Origin of the sequence: Paraburkholderia sp. EG304, from assembly GCF_046543485.1 — a bacterium.
Classification (GTDB): Bacteria; Pseudomonadota; Gammaproteobacteria; order Burkholderiales; family Burkholderiaceae; genus Paraburkholderia; species Paraburkholderia youngii.
Genome location: NZ_JBKGUA010000001.1, coordinates 37,295 through 63,193, shown reverse-complemented (window position 1 = coordinate 63,193; position 25,899 = coordinate 37,295). Strand labels below are relative to the sequence as shown.

Annotated in this window: 22 protein-coding genes and 2 tRNA genes; 5 read left to right on the top strand and 19 right to left on the bottom strand. The window is 63.0% G+C overall.

The window, feature by feature from the left end:
• The first annotated feature begins 51 nt into the window (after nt 1–51).
• Genes ACLFKU_RS00255 through ACLFKU_RS00245 form a run of 3 tightly spaced genes read left to right on the top strand, consistent with a single transcriptional unit; the run spans nt 52 to nt 4,586 of the window.
• Nucleotides 52–2,172, top strand: a complete 2,121-nt coding sequence (locus ACLFKU_RS00255; RefSeq protein WP_410847803.1) for a 3-hydroxyacyl-CoA dehydrogenase NAD-binding domain-containing protein — start codon at nt 52–54, stop codon at nt 2,170–2,172.
• A gap of 29 nt (nt 2,173–2,201) precedes the next feature.
• Nucleotides 2,202–3,410, top strand: a complete 1,209-nt coding sequence (locus ACLFKU_RS00250; RefSeq protein ID WP_410847802.1) for an acyl-CoA dehydrogenase family protein — start codon at nt 2,202–2,204, stop codon at nt 3,408–3,410.
• A gap of 12 nt (nt 3,411–3,422) precedes the next feature.
• Complete coding sequence (locus tag ACLFKU_RS00245; RefSeq protein ID WP_410847801.1) at nt 3,423–4,586, top strand: acyl-CoA dehydrogenase family protein; 1,164 nt, start codon at nt 3,423–3,425, stop codon at nt 4,584–4,586.
• Between the two features lie 101 nt (nt 4,587–4,687).
• Here the strand turns inward: ACLFKU_RS00245 and ACLFKU_RS00240 are convergent.
• From ACLFKU_RS00240 to ACLFKU_RS00170, 15 genes are all read right to left on the bottom strand, one after another.
• Nucleotides 4,688–4,764: transfer RNA gene (locus tag ACLFKU_RS00240), tRNA-Pro, on the bottom strand.
• Between the two features lie 77 nt (nt 4,765–4,841).
• On the bottom strand, nt 4,842–5,258 hold the full coding sequence (locus ACLFKU_RS00235) for a MerR family transcriptional regulator (RefSeq protein ID WP_368586520.1): 417 nt from the start codon (nt 5,256–5,258) through the stop codon (nt 4,842–4,844).
• Nucleotides 5,259–5,301: 43 nt separating this feature from the next.
• Entirely contained in the window at nt 5,302–5,712 is a 411-nt protein-coding gene (locus ACLFKU_RS00230; RefSeq protein ID WP_176108086.1) for an integration host factor subunit alpha, read from the bottom strand.
• 69 nt (nt 5,713–5,781) lie between these two features.
• A complete protein-coding gene (gene pheT / locus ACLFKU_RS00225; protein WP_410847800.1) occupies nt 5,782–8,217 on the bottom strand; it encodes a phenylalanine--tRNA ligase subunit beta in 2,436 nt (811 codons plus the stop codon).
• Nucleotides 8,218–8,396: 179 nt separating this feature from the next.
• A complete protein-coding gene (gene pheS, locus ACLFKU_RS00220) occupies nt 8,397–9,410 on the bottom strand; it encodes a phenylalanine--tRNA ligase subunit alpha (protein WP_410847799.1) in 1,014 nt (337 codons plus the stop codon).
• Between the two features lie 158 nt (nt 9,411–9,568).
• Nucleotides 9,569–9,928 carry a 50S ribosomal protein L20 gene (rplT, locus tag ACLFKU_RS00215; RefSeq protein ID WP_006052502.1) on the bottom strand — a complete coding sequence of 120 codons (360 nt, stop codon included), beginning with the start codon at nt 9,926–9,928 and terminating at the stop codon, nt 9,569–9,571.
• Nucleotides 9,929–9,957: 29 nt separating this feature from the next.
• Nucleotides 9,958–10,155 carry a 50S ribosomal protein L35 gene (gene rpmI / locus ACLFKU_RS00210; RefSeq protein ID WP_006052501.1) on the bottom strand — a complete coding sequence of 66 codons (198 nt, stop codon included), beginning with the start codon at nt 10,153–10,155 and terminating at the stop codon, nt 9,958–9,960.
• A 258-nt stretch (nt 10,156–10,413) separates the two neighbouring features.
• Nucleotides 10,414–10,938 carry a translation initiation factor IF-3 gene (infC, locus tag ACLFKU_RS00205; protein ID WP_075643713.1) on the bottom strand — a complete coding sequence of 175 codons (525 nt, stop codon included), beginning with the start codon at nt 10,936–10,938 and terminating at the stop codon, nt 10,414–10,416.
• Between the two features lie 49 nt (nt 10,939–10,987).
• Nucleotides 10,988–12,895: a threonine--tRNA ligase gene (gene thrS, locus ACLFKU_RS00200; RefSeq protein WP_410847798.1), complete on the bottom strand. Its 1,908-nt coding sequence runs from the start codon at nt 12,893–12,895 to the stop codon at nt 10,988–10,990.
• A 254-nt stretch (nt 12,896–13,149) separates the two neighbouring features.
• Nucleotides 13,150–13,226, bottom strand: a tRNA-Val gene (locus tag ACLFKU_RS00195).
• A gap of 105 nt (nt 13,227–13,331) precedes the next feature.
• Nucleotides 13,332–15,575 (bottom strand): RelA/SpoT family protein, encoded by a 2,244-nt coding sequence (locus ACLFKU_RS00190; RefSeq protein ID WP_410847797.1) that lies wholly within the window; start codon nt 15,573–15,575, stop codon nt 13,332–13,334.
• A 69-nt stretch (nt 15,576–15,644) separates the two neighbouring features.
• A complete protein-coding gene (locus ACLFKU_RS00185; RefSeq protein WP_018435253.1) occupies nt 15,645–15,998 on the bottom strand; it encodes a RidA family protein in 354 nt (117 codons plus the stop codon).
• A 78-nt stretch (nt 15,999–16,076) separates the two neighbouring features.
• Nucleotides 16,077–16,991, bottom strand: coding sequence for an alpha/beta fold hydrolase (locus tag ACLFKU_RS00180; protein ID WP_410847796.1), 915 nt, complete (start codon nt 16,989–16,991; stop codon nt 16,077–16,079).
• A gap of 228 nt (nt 16,992–17,219) precedes the next feature.
• Nucleotides 17,220–17,861, bottom strand: a complete 642-nt coding sequence (locus ACLFKU_RS00175; protein WP_013089923.1) for a CoA transferase subunit B — start codon at nt 17,859–17,861, stop codon at nt 17,220–17,222.
• Between the two features lie 2 nt (nt 17,862–17,863).
• On the bottom strand, nt 17,864–18,568 hold the full coding sequence (locus tag ACLFKU_RS00170) for a CoA transferase subunit A (protein ID WP_368586525.1): 705 nt from the start codon (nt 18,566–18,568) through the stop codon (nt 17,864–17,866).
• Nucleotides 18,569–18,796: 228 nt separating this feature from the next.
• Here ACLFKU_RS00170 and ACLFKU_RS00165 point away from each other — a divergent pair, with 228 nt between their 5' ends.
• On the top strand, nt 18,797–19,342 hold the full coding sequence (locus ACLFKU_RS00165; RefSeq protein ID WP_410847795.1) for a LuxR C-terminal-related transcriptional regulator: 546 nt from the start codon (nt 18,797–18,799) through the stop codon (nt 19,340–19,342).
• A 48-nt stretch (nt 19,343–19,390) separates the two neighbouring features.
• Here the strand turns inward: ACLFKU_RS00165 and ACLFKU_RS00160 are convergent, their stop codons facing one another.
• A complete protein-coding gene (locus ACLFKU_RS00160; RefSeq protein ID WP_018435249.1) occupies nt 19,391–19,822 on the bottom strand; it encodes an acyl-CoA thioesterase in 432 nt (143 codons plus the stop codon).
• A 56-nt stretch (nt 19,823–19,878) separates the two neighbouring features.
• On the bottom strand, nt 19,879–20,655 hold the full coding sequence (locus ACLFKU_RS00155) for an SDR family oxidoreductase (RefSeq protein WP_013089927.1): 777 nt from the start codon (nt 20,653–20,655) through the stop codon (nt 19,879–19,881).
• A gap of 187 nt (nt 20,656–20,842) precedes the next feature.
• On the opposite strand from ACLFKU_RS00155, the gene ACLFKU_RS00150 reads away from it, so the two are divergent.
• Nucleotides 20,843–22,516: an electron transfer flavoprotein-ubiquinone oxidoreductase gene (locus tag ACLFKU_RS00150; RefSeq protein ID WP_410847794.1), complete on the top strand. Its 1,674-nt coding sequence runs from the start codon at nt 20,843–20,845 to the stop codon at nt 22,514–22,516.
• A 174-nt stretch (nt 22,517–22,690) separates the two neighbouring features.
• Here ACLFKU_RS00150 and aroC read toward each other — a convergent pair whose 3' ends face one another.
• Both aroC and ACLFKU_RS00140 read right to left on the bottom strand, forming a co-directional pair.
• The gene (gene aroC / locus ACLFKU_RS00145; RefSeq protein WP_008924141.1) at nt 22,691–23,791 is read right to left on the bottom strand and encodes a chorismate synthase; all 1,101 of its coding nucleotides are present in this window, start codon (nt 23,789–23,791) and stop codon (nt 22,691–22,693) included.
• A gap of 140 nt (nt 23,792–23,931) precedes the next feature.
• The gene (locus tag ACLFKU_RS00140; protein ID WP_410847793.1) at nt 23,932–25,869 is read right to left on the bottom strand and encodes an MFS transporter; all 1,938 of its coding nucleotides are present in this window, start codon (nt 25,867–25,869) and stop codon (nt 23,932–23,934) included.
• Nucleotides 25,870–25,899: the final 30 nt, after the last annotated feature.

The following is a 25,899-nucleotide window of genomic DNA, read 5'->3' as shown; positions in this document are numbered from 1 at the left end:
GAATGGGACGATCCGGCGCACTTCGCCACCCTGGATACGGAGACACCCACGATGAATCAATCCCCTTCAGCCGACGTCGTCACGCGCGAATTGCGCGGCAAGGTACTGCTCGTCACGATCGACCACGCGCCGGTCAACGCGCTCTCCGCCGAGGTGCGGCGCGGCCTGCTGGACGCGATCGAAGCCGCCGACGCCGAGCGCGCCGTCGAAGCCGTGCTGATCGTCGGCGCGGGGCGCAACTTCATCGCCGGTGCCGATATTCGCGAGTTTGGTAAGCCTCCGGTGCCGCCTTCGCTGCCGGAGGTGTGCAATCGCATCGAGGCCTGCGGGAAACCCGTGATTGCCGCGTTGCATGGCGCCGCGCTCGGCGGCGGGCTCGAAGTGGCGCTCGCCGCGCATTACCGGATCGCCGTGGACGGCGCGAAGCTCGGCCTGCCCGAAGTGCAGCTCGGTCTGCTGCCCGGCGCGGGCGGCACGCAACGCACGCCGCGCCTGATCGGCGCGCCGGCCGCGCTCGATCTGATCCTGAGCGGCCGTCATGCGAGCGCGAAGGAAGCGCTCGCGCTAGGTCTGATCGACCGTCTCGGCGACAGCGGCGACATCCTCGCCGAAGGACTCGCCTACACGCACGAACTGCTCGCCGCGCACGCGCCGGTGCGTCGTACGCGCGACGCCGCCGCATTGAGCGATCGCGCCGCGAGCCTCGCCGCCGTCGCGAAAGCGCGAGACGAAACCGCGAAGAAAGCGCGCGGCCTGTTCTCGCCGCTGAAAATCGTCGACGCGGTCGAAGCCGCGATCGAACAGCCCTTCGACGAAGGCCTGAAGTTCGAACGCAAGCTGTTCCTGCAATGCCTCGACAGCCCGCAGCGCGCAGGTCTCGTGCACGCGTTCTTCGCCGAGCGCGAAGTGCTGAAAGCGCCCGAAACGCGCGACGCGAAACCGCGCGCGCTCGGGGCGATCGGCGTGATCGGCGGCGGCACGATGGGCGCGGGCATTGCGGTCGCGGTGCTCGACGCGGGTCTGCCCGTCACGATGATCGAACGCGACGAAGCGTCGCTCGCGCGCGGCCGCGCGCACATCGACAAGGTCTACGACGGGCTGATCGCCAAGGGCCGCCTCACCGCCGAGAAGAAAGCCGCGACGATGGCGCGCTGGAGCGGCAGCACGTCGTACGATGCGCTTGCTCACGTCGACCTCGTGATCGAAGCCGTGTTCGAAGATCTCGGCGTCAAAAAGGCCGTGTTCGCCGAGCTCGATCGTGTCTGCAAGCCCGGCGCGGTGCTCGCGACCAACACGTCGTATCTGGATATCGAAGCGATCGCGGCCAGCACCTCGCGCCCCGCCGACGTGATCGGTCTGCACTTCTTCTCCCCCGCCAACATCATGAAGCTGCTCGAAGTCGTGGTGCCGAAGCAGGTCAGCGCCGACGTCGTCGCGACCGCGTTCGAGCTCGCGAAGAAGCTGCGCAAGACGCCGGTGCGCGCGGGCGTGTGCGACGGATTCATCGGCAATCGGCTGCTCGCCGTCTATCGCGCCGCCGCGGACGCGCTGATGGAAGACGGTGCGTCGCCGTATCAGATCGACGCGGCCGTGCGCGCGTTCGGCTTGCCGATGGGCCCGTTCCAGGTGGTCGATCTCGCGGGCGGCGACATCGGCTGGGCGGCGCGCAAACGCCGCGCGGCCACGCGCGACCCGAACGCACGCTACGTGCAGATCGCCGACCGCCTGTGCGAGCGTGGCTGGTTCGGCCAGAAGACCGGCCGCGGATTCTATCTGTACCCCGAAGGATCGCGCGGCGGCATCCCCGATCCCGAAGTCGAGGCGATCATCGACGCCGAACGCAAGCGCGCGGGCGTCACGCCGCGCAGCTTCACCGACGAGCAGATCATGCGCCGCTATATGGCCGCGATGATCAACGAAGGCGCGAACGTCGTGCACGAAGGCATCGCGCTGCGCCCGCTCGACGTCGACGTGACGCTGCTGTACGGCTACGGCTTTCCGCGCTACCGCGGCGGTCCGATGAAATACGCGGATAGCGTCGGGCTGGCGACGATCCTCGCCGACATCCGCGAGTTCGCGAAGGAAGACCCGCTGTTCTGGCGGCCGTCGCCGCTGCTCGTCGAACTGGTCGAGCGCGGAGCGGATTTCGCGAGCCTGAACACGACGGCCTGAGCCGCCACGAACCGGACGGAACGACTGCGATGGATCTGAACTTCACCCCCGAAGAAGAAGCGTTTCGCGCCAGCGTGCTGGCGTTTTTGCGCGACAAGCTGCCGCGACGCCTCGCCGACAAGGTGCACGGCGGCCGGCGTCTGACGCGCGACGACATGGCCGGGTGGCACGCGATTCTGAACGCGCAAGGCTGGCTCGCGAATCACTGGCCGAAGGAGTTCGGCGGCCCGGGCTGGAACGCGGTGCAGAAGTTCATCTTCGAGAACGAATGCGCGCTGGCCGGCGCGCCGCGCGTCGTACCGTTCGGCGTCAACATGCTCGGGCCGGTGCTGATCAGGTACGGCAGCGACGCGCAGAAGCGTCACTGGCTGCCGCGCATTCTCGATGGTTCCGACTGGTGGTGCCAGGGCTATTCGGAGCCGGGCGCGGGCTCCGACCTTGCGTCGGTCAAGACGACGGCGGTGCGCGGCAAGGATGCGCAGGGCGAACACTACATCGTCAATGGCCAGAAGACGTGGACCACGCTCGCGCATTACGCGAACATGATCTTCTGCCTCGTGCGCACCGCGACCGACGTGCGCAAACAGGAAGGCATCAGCTTTCTGCTGATCGACATGAACACGCCGGGCGTCGAAGTGCGGCCGATCATCACGCTCGACGGCGAGCATGAAGTCAACGAAGTGTTTTTCACCGACGTGCGCGTGCCTGCCGACAATCTCGTCGGCGAGGAGAACAAGGGCTGGACTTACGCAAAATATCTGCTTACGTACGAGCGCACCAATATCGCGGGCGTCGGCTTTTCGGTCGCCGCGTTCAATCGTCTGTGCAAGATCGCCGCGAAACAGCTGCGCAATGGCCGGCCGCTCGCCGAGGATCCCGCGTTCGCGGCACGCATGGCGCGCGTCGAGATCGACCTCGAGAACATGAAGACGACCAACCTGCGCGTGATCGCAGCCGTGGCGGGCGGCGGCGTGCCCGGTGCCGAGAGTTCGATGCTGAAGATTCGCGGCACCGAAATCCGTCAGGAAATCTCGTCGCTGACGCGGCGCGCGATGGGCGCTTATGCGCAGCCATTCGTCGAGGAAGCGCTGTACGAAGGCTTCGATGGCGTGCCGGTCGGCCCGGACGAAGCCGCGAGTGCCGCGTCGCAGTACTTCAATAATCGCAAGCTGTCGATCTTCGGCGGCTCGAACGAAATCCAGAAGAACATCATTTCCAAAATGATCCTCGGACTGTAAAAGGCGCACGTCATGAATTTCCAGCACACCGAAGATCGCCGCATGCTGGCGGATACGCTGAACCGGTTTATCAGCGAGCAGTACGGCTTCGCGACGCGCGATCAGATCGCGCGCTCGACGCAAGGCTTCAGCCCCGATCTGTGGGCGCGCTTCGCGGAGCTTGGCGTGATCGGCGCACTGTTCGATGAAGCGAGCGGCGGTTTTGGCGGCGGCGGCTTCGATATTTCCGTCGTGTTCGAGAGTATCGGCCGGGGGCTCGTCGTCGAGCCGTTTCTCGATACGCTGATCGTCGGACGGGCGATCGCTCGCAGCGGCAGTGACGCGCAAAAAGCGGCGCTCGGCTCGTTGATCGACGGTTCGCGAATCGTTGCGCTCGCGCATGGCGAACCGGACAGTCACTACGAACTGGCTCGGGTCGCAACGACGCGCGCGCGGCGCAGCGTTGAGGGCAACAGCGGCGTGTGGACTTTGCATGGCGCGAAGGCCGTCGTTCAGCATGGCGAGCATGCTCAGGTGTTCCTCGTCTCGGCACACACGTGCGGCGATGACGATGCGGAAGCCGGCATCACGCTGTTTCTGGTGCCGGGGGACGCGGCGGGTGTGAGCGTGCGCGGCTATCGGAAGATCGACGGAGGACGCGCGGCCGAAGTGACGCTCGACAATGTCACGCTCGGCGACGACTCCGTGCTCGGCTCAGTGGACCAGGGCTTTGCGACGCTCGAATATGCGGTGAGCTGCGGCGTGCTCGCGCTGTGCGCGGAAGCCGTCGGCGCCATGGACGTCGCGAAAGACTACACGCTCGACTATCTGCGCACGCGCAGGCAGTTCGGCGTGCCGATCGGCAGCTTCCAGGCATTGCAGCATCGCATGGCCGATTTGCTGCTCGAAATCGAGCAGGCGCGCTCCGCAGTGATCAATGCGGCGGCAGTGCTCGATGGTGAACGCAATGCGCGCGAGCGCGCGGTGTCGGCGGCGAAGTACAGCATCGGCCGGATCGGCACGCGAGTCGCGGAGGAATGCATCCAGTTGCATGGCGGGATCGGCATGACCTGGGAGTTGCCGCTTGCGCATTACGCGAAGCGGCTCGTGATCATCGATCATCAGCTTGGGGATGAGGATCATCATTTGGAGCGGTTCGTGGCGCTGGGGGCTGCGGTTTCGCTCGCGCAGGTCTGATCATGAGGCGACCTGCTTGACGGAGACGAGCGGCGTCGCAGTTATCCGCGACGGGCAAGAAAAAAGGACTTACGGCTTTCACCGTAAGTCCTTTTTGATCTTGGTCGGGGCGAGAGGATTTGAACCTCCGACCACCTGCACCCCATGCAGGTACGCTACCAGGCTGCGCTACGCCCCGAACAGAAAAAAAATTATAACAGACACTTCATTCGATTAGAACTGCCCGACGCGAACAAAACGAACGAGCCGATGGAACTAGTGGCCCAGCAGATCGATTACGCTCTGCAGTTCCTCGCGCAACTTCTCGACATCGACAGCAACCGTTGCCGCCGATGCCTGCACCTGCCCCGCGGCTGCGCCGGCGGCCTCACCTTCTTCGACCGCCGCTTCCGGCCCACCGCCGCTATGCGAATCGAGCCGGTTGCGCGCCCCGTTGATCGTAAAACCCTGCTCGTACAGCAACTCTCGAATCCGCCTGATCAGCAGCACCTCGTGATGCTGATAATACCGACGATTGCCGCGCCGCTTGACCGGCCTCAACTGGGTGAACTCCTGCTCCCAGTAACGCAGCACGTGGGGCTTCACGCCGCAAAGTTCGCTGACCTCACCAATCGTGAAGTAGCGCTTCGCCGGAATCGGAGGCAAGACGACTTTTTCGATCGTCGCTGTCATCGTCAGTTAGCCGTGATGGGTTGCCCGGAAGCGCGCCAGTCGATCAGCGCGCGAAGCTCGCTTCGGCGCCGTTTTCGACGAGCGCCTTCAGCTTTTGACTTGCATGAAACGTCACCACGCGACGCGCCGCGATCGGAATCGCCTCGCCCGTCTTCGGATTTCTGCCGGGACGCTGCGGCTTGTCGCGCAACTGGAAGTTGCCGAAACCCGACAGCTTGACGCTGTCGCCGCTCTCGAGCGCATCGCGGATCACCTCGAAGAACGCCTCGACCATGTCCTTCGCTTCCCGCTTGTTGAGCCCGACATTGTCGAACAGCAACTCGGCAAGTTCCGCCTTGGTGAGCGTCGGCGTTTCATTGGAAACGACGGCGGGTGATGTCGGAATTTCTCGAATCATGGCGCTGCGTTGCGCCGTAAGAAGGGCTTCGAAATCACTCGAGTTCATTTCATTCATATCTATCAAATGGCGCGCCAAGCGTAAAACAATGGATGCGGAAACAGCCGTGCAAATGATAAATGCGGGTTATCCGCGCAACCGTGCGCCATATACTCGAGCCAGACGTTCCACCAGAGTTTGAATAGCCAGATCGACCGTTTCATCCTGAAGGGTTCCGCCAGTATCTTGCAAGGTCACCCGGAACGCAAGGCTTTTCTCGTGCGCGGCCAGACCACCGGAAGTGTTTGATTTTGGACGAAATTCGTCGAAAAGTGCAATCTTCTGGACAGCCTTGCAGGCCGGCTCGGACTGGGCCTTCTGCAGCTCGTCGAGCAGCGCCTGAACCTCGATTTTCTGATCGACGACCACCGCAATATCACGTCGTACCGGCGGGAATTTTGAAACTTCCGACGGAATCGGCAATACCCGCTGCATTAATGCTTCCGCTTCGATTTCAAACAGAATTGGCGCATGCGGCAAATCATATTTTTGCATCCAGCGCGGATGCAATTCGCCAATCCAGCCCACTGCGCGACCATTCAATTCGATACGCGCGCTGCGTCCCGGATGCAGCGCCGGATGCTCGGCCTTCACGAACCGCGCGACCGCCGGCGCGACCAGCGCTTCGATGTCGCCCTTCACGTCGAAGAAGTCGACAGCACGCGTCGGTGCGCCCCACTGCTCGTCGAGCGCGGGACCATAAGCGAGCGCGCCGATCATCTTCGGCTGCGCGAAACCTTCGACGGTCAGCTCGCCGGCCTTGATCGACGGATCGTGCAGGAACACGCGGCCCGCTTCGAACACGCGTACACGGTCCGCCGCGCGACGGTTCAGGTTCGTGCGCAGCACATGGATCAGGCTGCCGAACAGCGTCGTACGCATCACCGACAGCTGGCTCGCGATCGGGTTGATCAGACGCACCGGGTTGCTGTTGCCTGCGAAGTCCTGCTCCCACTCGGCATCGACGAAGCTGAAGTTTACCGTTTCCGCGTAGTCGCGCGCGGCGAGTGCATGCCGGATCGCGTGGATCGAGCGTTGCGTCTCGTTGGTCGGGCGCATTTCGCTGGTCGCGACCGGCGGGCGCGCCGGAATCTTTTCGAAGCCGTAGATACGTGCGACTTCTTCGATCAGGTCCTCTTCGATTTCGATATCGAAGCGGTACGACGGCGGCATCACCGAGAACGTATCGCCGTCGCGCTCGAACGACAGGCCGAGGCGCGTGAAGATCTGTGCGATTTCATCGGCGCCGATCGCGACGCCGATGATGCGGTTCGCGCGCGAAACGCGCATCTTCACGGGCGCGCGCTTTGGCACGTTGACGATCTGATCGTCGACCGGACCCGCTTCGCCGCCGCAAATGTCGAGGATCAACTGCGTGATGCGCTCGATATGATCGACGGTCGTCGCGTAGTCGACGCCGCGCTCGAAGCGATGACCTGCATCGGTCGAGAAGTTGTACTTGCGCGAGCGGCCACGAATGCTATCGGGCCACCAGAATGCGGCTTCGAGATAGATATTGGTGGTGTCGAGCGTGACCGCGGTGCTGTCGCCGCCCATGATGCCCGCGAGGCTTTCGATATGCTGCTCGTCGGCGATCACGCCGACCGTTTCATCGAGCTCGACCGTGTTGCCGTTCAGCAGCTTCAGCGTTTCACCCTTGCGGGCCCAGCGCACGTCCATGCCGCCGTGGATCTTGTCGAGATCGAACACGTGCGACGGACGCCCCAGCTCGAGCATCACATAGTTCGAGATGTCGACGAGCGCGGAGATGCTGCGCTGGCCTGAGCGCTCGAGACGCTCGACCATCCATTGCGGCGACTTCGCGCGCGCATTGACGCCGCGGATCACGCGGCCCGAGAAACGGCCGCACAGATCGGGCGCCGAGATTTTCACGGGCAGGGTTTCAGTGAGCTTGACTGGAGCCGGCTTGATGTCGAGCGGGCGCAACGGCGCGCCGGTAATCGCCGACGTTTCGCGCGCGACGCCGAAAACCGACAAACAGTCGGCCTTGTTCGGCGTCAGCTTGATTTCAAAAACGGTGTCGTCGAGGTTGAGGGTCTCGCGGATGTCCTGGCCGATCGGCGTATCTTCCGGCAGGATCATCAGACCGCTGTGATCTTCGGAGAGCTTCAGCTCGCGCGCCGAGCACAGCATGCCCTGGCTTTCCACGCCGCGCAGCTTCGACAGCTTGATCGCGAACGGTGCGCCGCCCTCTTCGGCCGGCGGCAGTTGCGCGCCGACCAGCGCGACCGGCACCTTGATGCCGGGCGCCACGTTCGGAGCGCCGCATACGATGTTCAGCGTCGCGCCGGTGCCGGCGTTGACCTGACACACGTTGAGCTTGTCCGCATCCGGGTGCTTGACGACTTCCAGCACCTGGCCGACGACGATCTTCGAGGTCGGCGGCGCGGCCGGCCGCAGGTCTTCGACTTCGAGACCCGCCATCGTCAACGCGTGCGACAGCTCGTCGGTGGTCAGTCGCGGATCGACAAAAGTTCTGAGCCAGGATTCCGGAAATTGCATGGTTCTGTGTACGTTCTGATCAGGTTAGGTCCACGTCCGGCAGGTGCTTCGTAAAGCCGGTAATCTCTTCGTAAAGCCGGTGATCTTGCGCCGGTTCAGCGAGCTCTGCCGGGGACGCTCGCGGTGCGCACCGGGTGCGCTACCACGTTCTATGCTTTGTCACGCTCGTGCGCGCCGGTTCATGCGAATTGACGCAGGAAACGCAGGTCGTTTTCGAAGAACAGGCGCAGGTCCTGCACGCCGTAACGCAGCATCGTGAGACGCTCGAGGCCGCTGCCGAAAGCGAAGCCGATGTAGCGCTCCGGGTCCAGACCCATGTTGCGGATCACTGTCGGATGCACCTGGCCGGAGCCCGAAATTTCGAGCCACTTGCCCGCGTTCTTGCCCGTTTCGAACTGCATGTCGATCTCGGCCGACGGTTCGGTGAACGGGAAATACGACGGTCGGAAGCGCACGAGAATGTCGTCGCGCTCGAAGAATTTTTTCAGGAAGTCGGTATAGACACCCTTCAGGTCCGCGAAGCTGATGTTTTCGTCGATCCACAGGCCTTCGACCTGGTTGAACATCGGCGAATGCGTGGCGTCGCTATCCACGCGATACGTGCGGCCGGGCACGATCACCTTGATCGGCGGCGTGTTGGTACGCGCGTAGCGTACCTGCATCGGGCTCGTATGCGTACGCAGCAGCAGCGGGCGGCCGTCGGCGTCCTTGCCGTCGACGTAGAAGGTATCCTGCATGGAACGCGCCGGATGGTTTTCCGGGCTGTTCAGCGAAGTGAAGTTGTACCAGTCGGTTTCGATCTCGGGGCCGTCGGCCACGTCGAATCCGATCGTACGGAAAATCTGCTCGACGCGCTCCCAGGTGCGCATCACTGGGTGCAGGCTGCCTGCATTGGCGCCGCGGCCCGGTAGCGTGACGTCGATCGCTTCAGCGGCGAGGCGCTCGTTCAGAAGCGCGTCGGCGAGCGACTGACGACGTGCCGTCAGCGCCGCTTCGACCTGTTGCTTGACGAGGTTGATCCGAGCGCCTTCTGTCTTGCGCGTTTCAGGAGCGAGTTTGCCAAGACCCTTCAACAGCTCGGTCAGCGCACCCGCCTTACCGAGAAAGCGCGCTTTCTCGTTCTCGAGGGTGGTGACGTCGGGGGCTTCTGCGAAGGCTTTTTGCGCGTCGGCGACAATCTGGTCCAGATCCATTGATCCCATCATTTCAACGTCAGTGTTCTATCGAAACAAAACTGGTTCTACCAACAAAAACGGGGCTCGGTGAGGAGCCCCGTTTTTGTTGCAGCGTCACCGAGACGACCGGATGTTCGCTGCAACGAACCACGCAGTTTTAATTGCCAGAAGCGCAATCAGGCTGCAACGGCGGCTTTCACCTGCTGAACGATCGCAGCAAAAGCAGCCTTGTCGAACACAGCCATGTCGGCCAGCACCTTGCGGTCCAGTTCGATCGACGCCTTCTTCAGGCCGTTGATGAACACGCTGTACGTCATGTCGTGCTGACGCACCGCCGCGTTGATACGCGTGATCCACAGTGCGCGGAACACACGCTTCTTGTTGCGGCGATCGCGGTAGGCGTACTGGCCTGCGCGCATGACCGCCTGCTTGGCGATGCGATAGACGTTATTGCGACGGCCGCGGTAACCCTTGGCCAGCTTGATGATCTTCTTGTGACGGGCCCGTGCGGTAACCCCACGTTTTACTCGAGGCATGTTTCGCTCCTATGAGTGTCGGTTAAGGGTTAAGCGAACGGCAGCATTGCGCGAACGGAGTTCAGATCGGAATCATGAACTGCCGTGGAGCCGCGCAGATGGCGTTTGTTCTTGGTGGTCTTCTTAGTAAGAATGTGACGCTTGAAGGCCTGACCGCGCTTGACGGTACCGCCCGGACGCACCACGAAGCGCTTTGCAGCGCTCTTCTTGGTCTTCATCTTCGGCATGACAACTCCATTATTAGATGGACATGGGTGTGCGGTCGGCCAGATGACCATTTCCCGCCCTTCGAAACCCATTCCACTTGGTATGCAGACCGCCGATACCGCCAGCGGCCGCTTTTCGGGAACGACTGCGCCCTTGCATGCGCGACGTTCCGAAACTTTCCAACACCGCGCTGGACACCTAGCACAGCATCAAACAACCTTGCGCTACCGGAGCGCGGGCCACATGGCACGCCGCCGCTCCGGCCAACTGCTTCGTGCTTACTTCTTTTTCTTCGGAGCGAGCACCATGATCATCTGGCGCCCTTCCATTTTCGGCATCTGCTCGACCTGACCGACTTCGTCGAGATCGGTGCGCAGGCGTTCGAGCATGCGCATGCCGATTTCCTGATGAGCCATTTCGCGGCCACGGAAACGCAACGTGATTTTCGTCTTGTCGCCGTCTTCGAGGAAGCGGACGAGGTTGCGCAGCTTGACGTTGTAATCACCGTCGTCAGTACCCGGGCGGAATTTGACTTCCTTGACCTGGATGACCTTCTGCTTGAGCTTGGCCTCGTGTTGCTTCTTCGCTTCCTGGTACTTGAACTTGCCGTAGTCCATCAAGCGGCAAACCGGCGGAACCGCCTGCGGGGCGATTTCGACCAGATCCACGTCCTGCTGTTCCGACATGCGGAACGCATCAGCGAGTTTCACAATGCCGAGCGGTTCGTTCTCGACGCCGACCAGTCGCACCTCGGGTGCTGTAATTTCACCGTTGATGCGGTGCGCAGACTTATCAGTAGCGATGTTACGTTTCCTCTAAAAATTAAAAAAAACGAGCCGGGTACCAAGTGGATTAGTTGAACGACTGCACGTCCTGGCGCAGACGCTCAATGAAGGCGTCAACAGGCATCACACCCATATCGACACCACCACGGGCACGCACGGCTACCGTTTGTGCTTCACGCTCCTTGTCGCCGACCACCAGTAGGTACGGCACCTTTTCCAGCGTGTGCTCGCGTATTTTATAGCTAATCTTCTCGTTGCGCAAATCAGCCTCGACTCTAACCCCTTGTTTTTGCAACGATTGGGCTAGCGACTGCGCATATTCGGCCTGGCTTTCCGCGATATTCATCACGACGACCTGCATCGGCGCGAGCCAGGCGGGCATTGCACCAGCATGGTGCTCGATCAGAATTCCGAGGAAGCGTTCCATCGATCCGACAATTGCCCGGTGCAACATAATCGGGCGACGGCGACTGTTGTCTTCGGCGACGTATTCGGCGCCCAGACGCTCCGGCAGCACCATGTCGAGCTGCAGCGTACCGCACTGCCACGATCGGCCGAGCGCGTCCTTGATGTGATACTCGACCTTCGGGCCATAGAACGCACCCTCGCCGGGCAGTTCTTCCCACGTGACGCCGCAGGCCGTCAGCGCCTCGCGGAGCCCCTGCTCCGCGCGATCCCACGTTTCGGCGGTACCGGCGCGCGCATCCGGACGCAGCGACAGCTTGATCTCGACGTTGTCGAAGCCGAAGTCGCGGTAGACGCTCATCGCCAGTGTATTGAACGCGATCGATTCGCTGATGAACTGGTCTTCAGTACAAAAAATATGGGCGTCGTCCTGCACGAAGCCGCGCACGCGCATCAGACCATGCAGCGCGCCCGACGATTCGTTGCGATGGCACGAACCGAACTCCGCGTAACGCAGTGGCAGATCGCGATACGAGCGCAGACCGTGGTTGAACACCTGTACGTGACCGGGGCAGTTCATCGGCTTGATCGCGTAGTCGCGCTTTTCCGACTCGGTCGTGAACATATTTTCACGATAGTTTTGCCAATGTCCTGAGGCTTCCCACAGCGAGCGGTCCATGATCAACGGCGTCTTGATTTCAAGGTAGCCGGCGTCGTTCACGCGACGGCGCATGTACTGCTCGACCTGCTGCCACAGCGTCCAGCCGCGCGGATGCCAGAAAACCATGCCCGGCGACTCGTCCTGCATGTGGAACAGGTCGAGCTGCTTGCCCAGCTTCCGATGGTCGCGCTTTTCGGCCTCTTCGAGCATGTGTAGGTACGCTTCCTGGTCTTCCTTCTTCGTCCAGGCCGTGCCGTAAATGCGCTGCAACTGCTCGTTCTTCGAGTCCCCACGCCAGTAGGCACCCGCGACTTTCATCAGCTTGAAGACCTTGAGCTTGCCCGTGGACGGCACGTGCGGGCCACGGCAGAGGTCCGTGAAGCCGCCATGCGAGTACAGCTTGATTTCGTCGCTGGCCGGGATCGATTCGATGATTTCGGCCTTGTACTTTTCGCCGATGCTCTTAAAGTACTCGACCGCTTCGTCGCGCGACACCACGCGACGCGACACCGGCTCGTCCTTCTTCGCGAGCTCCTGCATGCGTTTTTCGATCTTTTCGAGGTCTTCCGGCGTGAAAGGACGGTTGTACGAGAAGTCGTAATAGAAGCCGTTGTCAATGACCGGGCCGATCGTAACTTGCGCTTCGGGGTACAGATCCTTCACCGCATACGCGAGCAGGTGCGCCGTCGAGTGGCGGATGATATCGAGTCCGTCCGCGTCCTTCTCCGTGACGATGGCGAGCGCCACGTCGCGATCGATCAGCGCGGAGGTATCGACCAACTCCCCGTCGATCTTTCCGCCGAGTGCGGCTTTCGCGAGGCCGGGGCCGATCGAAGCGGCCACTTCGGCGACGGTCACCGGATGCTCGTACTGTCGAACAGAACCGTCAGGCAAACGTATCGAAACCATTGCGTTCTCCGTGGTGCCGACCGGCGGCGGCACATACAACCAGGGTCAAAAAGACAAAAAAAAATGCGGCCCCGCTTTCGAGGGGCCGCATTCACATTTTATGCAAACATCACTGGCGAAAGTGGTCCTCGACTAGCGTCGTTCCGAAGTGGTTTCGGTCAACGTTCGCGGTGTCATAACCGTATTCGCCTTTTTGCGCTCCAAGCGCTTACTGCAGTTTGCGAAACCCCGGCGAAGCCGGAATTTCATTTCGTTGGTAGGCTCGATTGGACTCGAACCAACGACCCCCACCATGTCAAGGTGGTGCTCTAACCAGCTGAGCTACGAGCCTGAAGAAACGAGAGTATATGGGGTATATCGCAGCTTGGCAAGTACTTTTATGCAGCGACTTTAATTCGTCTCGCCGTCAGCAGGCCTTTTTTCAATCGTCCCGGCCTCAGTTCTTGCGCGTCGCCCGCACCACTCCCGTGATTTCGCCCAGCAACGTGCACGCGCGCTGGATCTGCGCAGAGCTCGATACCTCGACGGTAAATTGCATGAACGCGGCATTGCGGCGCGATTGCGTCTTCACGCCGATCACGTTCATCTTTTCCCGCGCGAACACTTCGGAGATATCACGTAGCAAGCCCTGTCGGTCCGTCGCCTCAATGCTGAGATCGACCGGGTAGACGGACTGGCCGCGGCCGCTCATCACGTCAGCCGACCACGCGGTCTGCAGCACACGCTCCGGCGCGCGCTCTGCCATGCGGCGGAACGTTGCGCAGTCACTGCGATGCACCGACATGCCCTTGCCGCGCGTGACGAAGCCGCAGATATCGTCGGGCGGCGCGGGGCGGCAGCAGCGCGCGAGCTGGGTGAGCAGTGCATCGACGCCGACCACCAGCACGCCGGTAGACGCGCCGCGCGCGACGCTCGCGCCACTGCTGCGTTTCTCGAATTTTTCCGGTGCCTCGACCTCGGGCTCGGGCGGCGGCGCGTCGTGCAGCGCCTGCTCGACGAGCCGCAGGCTGAATTCCTCCTTGCCGACCACGGAGAACAGGTCGTCGGTGGCCTTGAAACCAAGCCGCGCGGCCAACTGATCAAGATTGACCGAGGTCTTGCCTTCACGCTGCAGGGTTTTTTCAACCATCGCGCGACCGTTCGCGATGTGCTCCTCCAACTCGACCGCATTGAACCACGCGCGCACCTTCTGCCGCGCTCGCCCACTTTGCAGATAGCCAAGTTGCGGATTGAGCCAGTCGCGCGACGGACCGCCCTCCTTCACCGCCACGATCTCGACCGTCTGGCCGTTCTGCAATGCGGTGTTGAGCGGCACCATCACGCCGTCGACGCGCGCGCCGCGGCAACGATGCCCAAGCTCGCTGTGCAGGTGATACGCGAAGTCGATCGGCGTCGCGCCGTGCGGCAACGGAATCACGCGCGCCTGCGGCGTCAGCACGTAGATGTGATCGTCGTCGAGCGTCGCCTGGCGCAACTGCTCCCATGGCTGCACCGCGCCCGCTTCGCCATGCTCACCCTCGGACACCTCGTCCTTCCATGCGAGCAGCTGTCGCAGCCAGGCGATCTTCTCGTCGTATTTCTCGCTCGCGGTGAACGTGCCGCCATAGCCGCGCGCACCCGCTTCCTTGTAGCGCCAGTGCGCGGCAACGCCGTATTCGGCGAAGCGATGCATTTCCTGCGTGCGGATCTGCACTTCGAACGCGCGGCCGTCGTCGCCGATCACGACCGTGTGCAGCGACTTGTAGCCATTCGGCTTCGGCCGGGAGATGTAATCGTCGAACTCCTTCGGTACCGGCTGCCACAGGTTGTGCACGATGCCGAGCACGGTGTAGCAGTCCTTGATGTCCGGCACGATCACGCGAAACGCGCGCACGTCGTACAGCTCCGCGAAGTCGAGCTGCTTGCCGCGCATCTTGCGCCAGATGCTGTAGATATGCTTCGGCCGGCCGCTCACTTCGGCGCGGATATGCGCGGCGGCCAGCTCCTGCTGCAGGCGTTCGATTGCCTGCGCGACATAGCTCTCACGCTCGACGCGCTTCTCGTCGAGCAGCTTCGCGATGCGCTTGTAGGTGTCCGGCTCCTCGAAACGGAACGCGAGATCCTCGAGCTCCCACTTCAATTGCCAGATGCCGAGGCGGTTTGCGAGCGGCGCGTAGATATCGAGCGTTTCGCGCGCGACGTCCGGCGACGGCGTGATCTTCGCGGCTGCGTAGTAACGCAGCGATTGCAGCCGCGACGCGAGGCGGATCAGCACGACGCGAATGTCCTGCGCGAACGCGAGCAGCATTTTGCGCAGCGCCTCGACTTGCGCGCGGCGCGCAGCCTGCGCGTCACGCCCGGCCTCGGGCATCGCGTTTTGTGCCGCACGCAAACTGACCGTGCCGAGCCGCAGCAGCTTGCGCACGTCGCCGACCAGTTGCGCGACTTCTTCGCCGAAGTTGTCGGCGATCACCCGCTCCGGATCGTGCAGATGCGGTGTTAGCGCGAACAGCGCCGCGGCCAGCACCGCCGGCGGATCGACGTTGAGCTTGCGCATGATCGACGCGGTGCCCGCCGCGTGATCCGCGAGCAATTCGCCCGACGACAGCCGCACCTCGCCCGCATGTTCGCGCACGAACGCCATCGCTTCGTCGAAGGAACGATGGGGGTGAGGCGCGTTCGGAACGGTTTCGGTATTCATGGTGCGACGGCCCGCCGGGCCAGACGATTCAACGGAAAATCAGCAACGGTGCGGCCTCGCAACCGCAAGTCAGCTGCGCTGCGCCGCGATCACGACGATTTCGACGAGGCACTTCGGATTCGCGAGCTTTGCCTCGACGGTCGCGCGCGGCGGCGTGTCGCCCTGCGCGACCCACTCGTCCCACACGGCGTTCATGCCGGCGAAATGCGCCATGTCCGAGATATAGATCTGCACCGACAGCAGCAGCGACTTGTCGCTGTTCGCTTCAGCGAGCAGACGGTCGATGTGGCCGAGCACTTCACGCGTCTGGCCGGTGATGTCCTGATCGTCGTCCTCGGCGATCTGACCCGCGAGGTACACGGTGCCGTTGTGCACGGCCATTTCCGAGAGACGCTTGCCGACGTGATAACGAATGACTGCCATGAAATGTCCTGAGCTGAGGGTTGATCGAACTACATGCCGCACGACACTGCTGATAAAAGCTTCATGCGGAACTCAATATTATGACCCGTTCGCGGCCGAACCGATGAAGAACTCCCTCGCGAGCGCGATCTGGTCCGCCGCGAGAAACGCCGGCGCATGACCGACGCCCGCGATCTCCACGCTCGCTACGGCACGCCCGGCCGCCACCATCTTTGCGACTGTTTCACGCGACAGCAAATCCGAATGCTCGCCGCGCACCACGAGCACCGGCCCCTGAAACGACGCGAGCGAATGCCACAGCGCCGCTTCGCCGAGCTTCGCCGCTTCCTCGGTGACCGCCTCGAACGGCTGGGCGATGCGCGGGTCATAGCGCAGCACCCACGCGCCGTCGTCTTCGCGCAGCAACGGCGAATTGATTTCGCGCCATTCGTCAGGCGTCAGCGGGCCGAAGCCCTGCGCGAGTTGCGCCGCGTAGTCGACACCCTGCTGCAGCGTATCGAAGCGTGCGGGCTTGCCGAGGTAATCGCCGATGCGCTTGACCGCGACCGGCTCCAGATGCGGCCCGACGTCGTTCAGCAGCAGCTTGCGGATCGGGGTGTCCGGCAGACCGGCGAGCCCCATGCCGATCAGGCCGCCCATCGAGGTGCCGAACCAGTCGACGGTGTCGACGTCGAGCCGCGCGATCAGCGTGACCATGTCGGCGACGTACTGCGGCACCGCATATAAGTTGGGGTTCGCGAGCCACGACGACAAGCCCCGGCCAACCACGTCCGGGCACACCACGCGATAGGTTTCCGCGAAGTTGGCAGCGAGCCGGTCGAAATCGCGCCCCGATCGTGTCAGTCCGTGCACGCACAGCAGCACGCGCGGATTGTCCGGATCGCCCCACTCGGTGTAGGCGACGCGATGCAGGCCGGCAGCGCTCGCGCACTGCACGTAACGTTGACGCGGCTCGGGCCGCCCGGTGGGGGAAGCGGAAGTCGTTGCGCTCATCTGGTGTCCTTGCAAAGACGCTGCGGATTGGGCTGCGAACGATTGTAAACCGCTTCGTCGCGCGGCAAGCATCGGCCAGAAGGCGTAGGAAGGTCGTGCAAACCGTCCGGCGCATCCGGCGCCGCGCGCCAAAAAAATAGAACGGGCGAGACTCGCGTCTCGCCCGTCCGAAAACATCGTTGCCGCCGCGTGGTCGCATCGACGCGCGCAGCGGCGTTTGAACCCTCGTCAGCTCACCGCGCTCACATCGAGCGGTGCGCCGGTCTTCGCCTTGATTTCGTCGACACTCACTCCAGGTGCAAGTTCGGTCACTTTCAAGCCGTTTTCGGTCACTTCGATCACGCCGAGATCGGTGATGATCTCGTCGACCACCCCCACGCCCGTCAGCGGCAGCGTGCATTCTTCGAGGATCTTGTGCTGATCGCCCTTGGCGACGTGCTCCATCAGTACGACCACGCGCTTGACGCCCGCGACCAGGTCCATCGCGCCGCCCATGCCCTTGATCATCTTGCCCGGGATCATCCAGTTCGCGAGGTCGCCCTTCTTGCTGATCTGCATCGCGCCGAGAATCGCCAGATTGATGTGGCCGCCTCGAATCATCGCGAACGAATCCGCCGAAGAGAAAATCGACGAACCGGGCAGCGTGGTCACCGTCTGCTTGCCGGCGTTGATCAGGTCCGCGTCGACTTCGTCTTCGGTCGGCGACGGGCCGATGCCGAGCAGACCGTTCTCCGACTGCAGCCACACTTCGACGCCCGCCGGCACGTGGTTCGCGACCAGCGTCGGCAAGCCGATGCCGAGGTTCACATAAAAACCGTCCTGCAGTTCCTTCGCCGCGCGCGCGGCCATTTCGTCACGAGTCCAAGCCATGATCAGTCTCCTTTCGCGCGGACGACGCGTTGTTCGATGCGTTTTTCCGGATGCGCATTCAGCACGATGCGCTGCACGAAGATGCCAGGCGTATGGATCGCGTCCGGATCGAGTTCGCCCACTTCGACGATCTCTTCGACCTCCGCGACGGTGATGCGGCCCGCCATCGCGCACATCGGATTGAAGTTGCGCGCGGTGCGGCGATAGATCAGGTTGCCGGCCTTGTCGGCCTTCCACGCCTTGACGAGCGCGATATCGGCGGTCAGCGAATGTTCGAGCACGTAGTGGTTCTCGCCGAACTGACGGGTTTCCTTGCCCTCGGCGATCTGCGTGCCGAAGCCGGTGTTCGTGAAAAACGCCGGGATGCCCGCGCCGCCCGCGCGCAGTTTCTCGGCGAGCGTGCCTTGCGGCGTGAATTCGAGCTCGAGTTCGCCGGACAGGTACTGGCGCTCGAACTCCTTGTTCTCACCGACGTACGACGAGATCATCTTCCTGATCTGACGCGTCTCGAGCAGCAGGCCGAGGCCGAAACCGTCGACGCCCGCGTTGTTGCTGATGCAGGTGATGCCCCGCACCTTCGAATCGCGCAGCGCCGCGATCAGCGCCTCTGGAATGCCGCACAAGCCGAAGCCGCCGACGGCGAACGTCTGCCCGTCCTTGACGATGTCCTTCAGCGCCTCGGCGGCGCCTGGATAGACTTTGTTCATCTGTATGTCCCTTCCTCTATGGAAACCCGAAACCAAACCTGTATGCAGGCCGCCGGATCATTGCGGCTGATATCGCAACTGGCGAACTTCACGTCGCCTCACGATACCGCTACGTCATTCTAGTAGTCATCCGCGGCATGCGCCGCGTTGTCATCTGCCCGCAAGAGTACGCTGGCCCCGCCATACGGCACAATACGCAAAAATACATAAGTACTTGCCGCCCCGCCCATGCCCGCCCTGGATTACCGCACTGCCTTTCACCTCGCGCCGATCGGACTCGTGCTGTCGCGCGAGCGGACCATCGAAGACTGCAACGACGAACTCGCGTCGATTTTCGGCTACGCGCGCGACGCGCTGATCGGTCAGTCATTCCAGGTGTTGTACCCATCGACGGATGAGTTCGAGCGGATCGGCGCGCGCATCCCGCCGATCATGACCGCGCAAGGCAGTTACGCGGACGACCGCATCATGAAACGCGCGAACGGCGAGCTGTTCTGGTGTCACGTGACGGGCCGCGCGCAGCAGCGCACCGACCCGCACGCGGCGGGTGTCTGGACCTTCGAGGATCTGAGCGCGACCCGCCGGGTTGCCGTGGAACTGACGCCGCGCGAGCGCGAAATCGCCGCGCAACTGGTGACGGGCAAGACCAGCAAGCAGATCGGCCGCGTGCTCGACATCAGCCCGCGCACGGTCGACGTCTACCGTGCGCGGCTCATGCGTAAATACGATACGGGCAATGCGACCGAGCTGTTGCAGCGGCTGCTCGGAAACTGACAGAGAAAGGGAGTATGAGGCGCGCGATCGCGCGCTCAGGGAGTGCCGTCAGGCGGCCTTGACGAGCGCCGCGCTCTCGATGGCCGCGCGCAGCACGTCGGGCACCGGCATCGACTTGCCTGCCGCGTAGTCGATCCACACGCATCGCGCGGCGCCCCGCGCATAGAGCGTATCCGGCTCATCGGCACGCAGAAGCTCGAAAGCCGTATCGAAGCTGCTGCGCCCCGGCGTGGCCACCGACATCCGGCCGATCACGTCGCCCGGATAGTGCAGCTGCTTCAGAAACTCCATCGACGCATTGACGATCACCGGCCCCTGGCCGTCCGGGCGCTCGCCGAGAAAGTCCATCTGTTCGAACCAGGAAATCCGCACCTGCTCCATGTAGCGGAAATAAACCGTGTTGTTCACGTGACCGAAGGCGTCCATGTCGCCCCATCGAATCGGCATCGTCATTTCGAAAACTGCGTGAAAATCGCTCATGCTGTACTTCCGTTCTTCCTTTTGCTGCCTGACTGTTGAAACTTAGGACGGCCCGCTCACGCGAGCCCGAAACCGTCGTCGGCGGCGATCACCGAGCCGTTGATAAATTGCGATTCGTCCGCCGCGAGCAGCAGGAGCAGCCCGTCGAGGTCCTCCGGCTTGCCAACCCGATGACGCGGCAGCATCGCAATCAGTTTCTGCCCCTGATCGGTCGACCAGTGGTGATGGTTGATCTCGGTGTCGATATACCCGGGGCAGATCGCGTTCACATTGATGCCGTGCTTGCCCCACTCGAGCGCCATCGCCTTCGTCATGTGGACGACCGCGGCCTTGCTCATCGAATACAGGCCGATTTGCGGCAGCACGCGCAAGCCCGCCATCGACGCGATGTTGATGATCCGGTACGACGGCTTCTGTGCGTTGTTGCCGCGCATGATCATGCGCTTGGCGACTTCCTGCGCGACGAAAAAAGCGCCGCGCGTATTGGTGTCGAACACGTATTCGAAGTCCGCCGGCGTGACCTCGGACAGCTTCTGCGTAGTCGACACGCCCGAGTTATTGACGAGGATATCGATGGTGCCGGCTTCGGTTTCCGCGTGCGCGACCGCCGACTTGATGCTTTGGTAGTCGGTCACGTCGAGCGACACCACGTGCGCGGCGCCGCCGGACGCCTCGATTTCCGCACGCAGCTCCTTGAGCCGCTCGGTACGTCGGCTCGCAAGCACGACCTTCGCGCCCGCCTGCGACAGCACCTGCGCGAAGCGCTTGCCCAACCCGCTCGAGGCGCCAGTGATCAGCGCGACCTTGCCTTCCAGATTGATCGAACGGCCCATTGTCTTTCCTTGTTCGGTTGTAAGGACAACTGCGGTTGACGGGGTTTGGTACGACCGCGACTAGGGTCTATACCGTATCATGAAATAGTACGCTCGTGCTAATCTGTGGCTTTTGGGTTGCGGCGCAGGGATCGATCGCCCACAATACGAACCCGAAAAAAGCATTCTAACGGTAAGAGGAGCATCAATGACCCCCGCAAGTCTCATTGAGCAGTATTGCCCGCGCGAGTCGATGGAGTATGACGTCGTCATCGTCGGCGGCGGCCCTGCGGGCCTGTCGGCTGCCATTCGTCTGAAGCAGCGCGCCGCCGAACAAGGCGTCGAGCTTGGCGTATGCGTACTCGAAAAAGGCTCTGAGATCGGGGCGCATATTCTGTCGGGCGCGGTGATGGATCCGCGCGCGCTGACCGAGCTGATCCCGGACTGGAAGGACAAAGGCGCGCCGCTGACGGTCGAGGTGACCGAAGACCGCTTCCTGTTTCTGTCGGCGACGGGCGCGAAGAGCGTGCCGAACTGGGCGCTTCCGGACAATTTCAAGAACCACGGCAACTACGTGATCAGCCTCGCGAACGTGACGCGCTGGCTGGGCCAACAGGCCGAGGCGCTCGGCGTCGAGATTTTCCCGGGCTTTCCGGCCGCTGAAGTGCTGTACAACGACGACGGCTCGGTCAAGGGCGTCGCGACCGGCAACCTCGGCATCGGCAAGGACGGCGAGCCGACCGAGAACTTCCAGCTCGGCATGGAACTGCACGCGAAGTACACGCTGTTCTGCGAAGGCGCGCGCGGCCACCTCGGCCGCCAGCTGAACGAGAAGTTCAAGCTGCGCGACGGCGTCGATCCGCAGGTGTACGGCATCGGTATCAAGGAGCTGTGGGAGATCGATCCCGCGAAGCACCAGCCGGGTCTGGTGATGCACACGGCCGGCTGGCCGCTCGAAAACGACACGTACGGCGGCTCGTTCCTCTATCACATGGACAACAACCAGGTCGTGGTCGGCTTCGTGGTCGGCCTCGGCTATTCGAATCCGTATCTGTCGCCGTTCGAGGAATTCCAGCGCTATAAGACGCATCCCGCGATCCGCGCGATTCTCGAAGGCGGCAAGCGCGTGTCGTATGGTGCGCGCGCGATCACCGCGGGCGGTCTGATGTCGCTGCCGAAGCTGGTGTTCCCGGGCGGTGCGCTGGTCGGCGACGACGCGGGCTTCCTGAACGCGTCGCGCATCAAGGGTTCGCACGCCGCGATCAAGACCGGCATGCTCGCCGCCGACGCCGCGTTCGCCGCCGTCCAAGCCGGCCGTCAGTCGGACGAACTGACCGCTTATCCGGAAACCTTCAAGACGTCGTGGCTCTACACCGAGCTGTATCGCGCGCGTAACTTCAAGCAGTGGATGAGCAAGGGTCTCTACCTCGGCACGCTGATGGTCGGCGTCGAGCAGAAGCTGCTCGGCGGTAACGTGCCCTGGACGCTGCATCATCAGCATTCCGACCACGAGATGCTGAAGCCGGCTTCGCAGTGCAAGCCGATCACTTATCCGAAGCCGGACGGCAAGCTGACGTTCGACCGGCTCTCATCGGTGTTCATCTCGAACACGAATCACGAGGAAAATCAGCCGGCGCATCTGACGCTGAAAGATCCGACCGTACCGGTCAACGTGAACTGGCAGACCTACGCCGGACCGGAGTCGCGCTATTGCCCGGCTGGCGTGTACGAGTTCGTGAAGAACGACGAAGGCAACGAGCGACTCGTGATCAATGCGCAGAACTGCGTGCACTGCAAGACCTGCGATATCAAGGATCCGACGCAGAATATCGTGTGGGTTACGCCGGAAGGCGGTGGCGGGCCGAACTATCCGAACATGTAACTGTTGTGCTGTTTGCCTTTGCGGCGCTGTGCGATAAGCGGCAGCGTCGCGAAGGCAAATTCCGATAGCGCGCTCGCGCTTTCGTCTGCGCGCATTGTTGCGCGTTTCGTTGGTCCCCTTCCCTATTCTTTTTCATGGCGGCTCGTTCGCCGCCAATCTCGGGCCGCGTCGGCGTTATGGCGCGCTCGCCGCGATCTTTGGCGTGCTCACGGCCACATCGCCGCATTGCGCGCGATGGCGCAGCGCGTGGTCGATCAGCACGAGCGCAAGCATCGACTCGGCGATCGGCGTCGCGCGAATGCCGACGCACGGGTCGTGCCGCCCGAAGGTTTCGACGACCACCGGCTGCCCCGCCTTGTCGATCGAACGGCGCGGCGTGCGAATGCTCGAGGTCGGCTTGATCGCGATCGACACCGTGATGTCCTGCCCCGTCGAAATGCCGCCGAGCACCCCGCCCGCGTGATTGCCGACGAAGCCCTCCGGCGTCAACTCGTCGCCATGCACCGAGCCGCGTTGCGCGACGCTCGCAAAGCCCGCGCCGATCTCGACGCCTTTCACCGCGTTGATGCCCATCATCGCGTGCGCGATGTCGGCGTCGAGGCGGTCGAACAGCGGCTCGCCGAGGCCGACCGGTACACCGGAGGCAACCACGTTGATGCGCGCGCCGATCGAGTCACCGTCCTTGCGCAGCGCGTCCATATACGCCTCGAGCTGCGGAACGATCTCGGCATTCGGCACGAAGAACGGGTTTTCGCGCACCTGGGCCCAATCGACGAACGGCACGTCGATCTCGCCGAGCGCGGCCATATAGCCGCGAATCTCGGTGCCGAACTTCTCGCGCAGCCATTTCTTCGCGACCGCACCCGCCGCGACCGTCGGCGCCGTCAGCCGTGCCGACGAGCGGCCGCCGCCGCGGTAATCGCGAATGCCGTACTTCTGCCAGTAGGTGTAATCGGCGTGGCCGGGGCGGAACGTCTCGGCGATGTTGCCGTAGTCCTTGCTGCGCTGGTCGGTATTGCGAATCAGCAGCGCGATCGGCGCGCCGGTGGTTTGACCTTCGAACACGCCCGACAGGATCTCGACCTTGTCCTCTTCCTGGCGCTGCGTCACGTGGCGCGACGTGCCCGGCTTGCGGCGATCGAGTTCGAACTGGATATCGGCTTCGTTGAGCGCCATGCCCGGCGGGCAGCCGTCGATCACGCAGCCGATAGCGGGGCCGTGCGATTCGCCGAAGGTCGTGACAGTGAAAAGCGTACCGAGCGTGTTGCCGGACATGAGCGTCGTCCAAAGAAATTCGGGGAGAACGCTATTATGCCAGCCCGCTCGCCTCTAAGACGGGGCTGGGCGACAGCGCTGCCGAATGCGGGTGATACTGGGCAAACTAGCGACCTCAGCATCCGCGCACCGGCCCAAGGCTATTTGCGCGCGCCGCGCAGCTCGGTCACGATCTGCTGCAGTGTTTCCGGCGTCGCGAGCGCCGGGTCGATCGGCTCGCCGACCGCGAGGCTCAGCCGGGTCATCACGCCCTTTCTGAGCGGACGCGGCCAGTGGGCGTCGACCGCGCGCGAAAACACGCTGCCCCACAGACCGCGCAGCGCCATCGGAATAACCGGCGCCGGCGTGCGCCTGACGATCTCGGCGACGCCGTGGCGAAACGGATTCAGTTCGCCGGTGCGCGTCAGCTTGCCTTCGGGAAAGATGCACACGAGCTCGCCGTCCGCGAGCGCCTGCGCGCACAGATCGTAGGCACGCGTGAGCAGCGCCGCGTCCTGATGCGCGGGCGCGATCGGGATCGCCTTCGCATGCCGGAACAGCCAGCCGATGAACGGTGAGCGGAAGATCTGATGGTCCATCACGAAGCGGATCGGCCGCGGGCTTTCGGCCATGATGACGATCGCATCGACGAAACTGACGTGGTTGCACACGAGCACCGCCGCGCCGTGCTCCGGAATGCGCTCCGCGTGCACGAGCCGGATCCGGTAAAACGTATGCACGAGCAGCCACGCAACGAAGCGCAGCAGGAACTCGGGCACGAGCGAATAGATGTAGCCCGCGACGACCACGTTCAGCAGCGCGGTGACGAGAAAAATTGCCGGAATGCTGAAGCCCGCGGCGGTCAGGCCCATCGCCATCAGCGCCGACACGATCATGAACAGCGAGTTGAGGATATTGTTCGCGGCGATGATGCGCGCGCGATGACTCGGCTGACTACGGCTCTGAATCAGCGCATAGAGCGGCACGCTGTAGAAGCCGCCGAACATCGCGAGCAGGAACAGATCGGCGAGCACGCGCCAATGCGCGAGCCGCGCGAGAAATTCGCCGACGCTGAGCAGATGCCCCGCCGGCGGCAGCGCGTGGCTCGCGAAAAAAAGATCGATCGCGAACACGCTCATGCCGATCGAGCCGAGCGGCACGAGGCCGACTTCGATCCGCCGCTTCGACAGCCGTTCGCACAGCAGCGAGCCGATGCCGATGCCGATTGAGAACGTGGCGAGCAGCACGGTCACGACGTCCGGATCGGCGGACAGCACGTCCTTCGCAAAATTGAAAAACGACGCGAGGAACGTCGCGCCGACGAACCACAGCCACGAAATGCCGAGCAGGCTCAGAAACACCGTGCGGTTCTCGTGCGCCAGTTTCAGATTGCGCCACGTTTCGCTGACTGGGTTCCAGTTGATGCGCAACCCGGGTTGCGGCGCCGGCGTAGCCGGCACGAAGCCGGAGACCGCGCGCCCGATCAGCGCGATCGCGATACACGCGCCAGCGAGCACCACCGCGCCATGCTCGGCGAACCCCGCGCCCGCGCCTCCGACGATCGTGCCGACCAGGATCGCGACGAAGGTGCCCATCTCGATCATGCCGTTGCCGCCGACCAACTCCGCCTTCGACAGATGCTGCGGCAGATACGAATACTTGACCGGCCCGAATACGGTCGAATGCACGCCCATCAGGAACGTGCAGAGATACAGCAACGGTGCGCTATGCAGCCAGAAGCCCGCGCCGCCGACCAGCATCACCGCGATCTCGAAAGTCTTGACGAGACGCGTGAGCAACGCCTTGTCGTACTTGTCCGCGATCTGGCCGGAAGTGGCCGAAAACAGCACGAACGGCAAAATGAAAATCGCCGAGATCAGGAACGCCGCGGTTTTTGGGTCGACGCCCGAAAACCGCGCCGCCTGATACGTGACGAGCGACGTGAAGCCGATCTTGAACACGTTGTCGTTCATCGCGCCGAGAAACTGCGTCCAGAAGAACGGCGCGAAACGACGCTGGCGAAGCAGGCGGAACTGGGATTCGTGCGCTTCATGCGCGCGAGCGGCGCGCCGGGCGGCAGGCAACGGACGATCGTTCATGAATTCAGAACAACGGCGCGGAAAATGGCA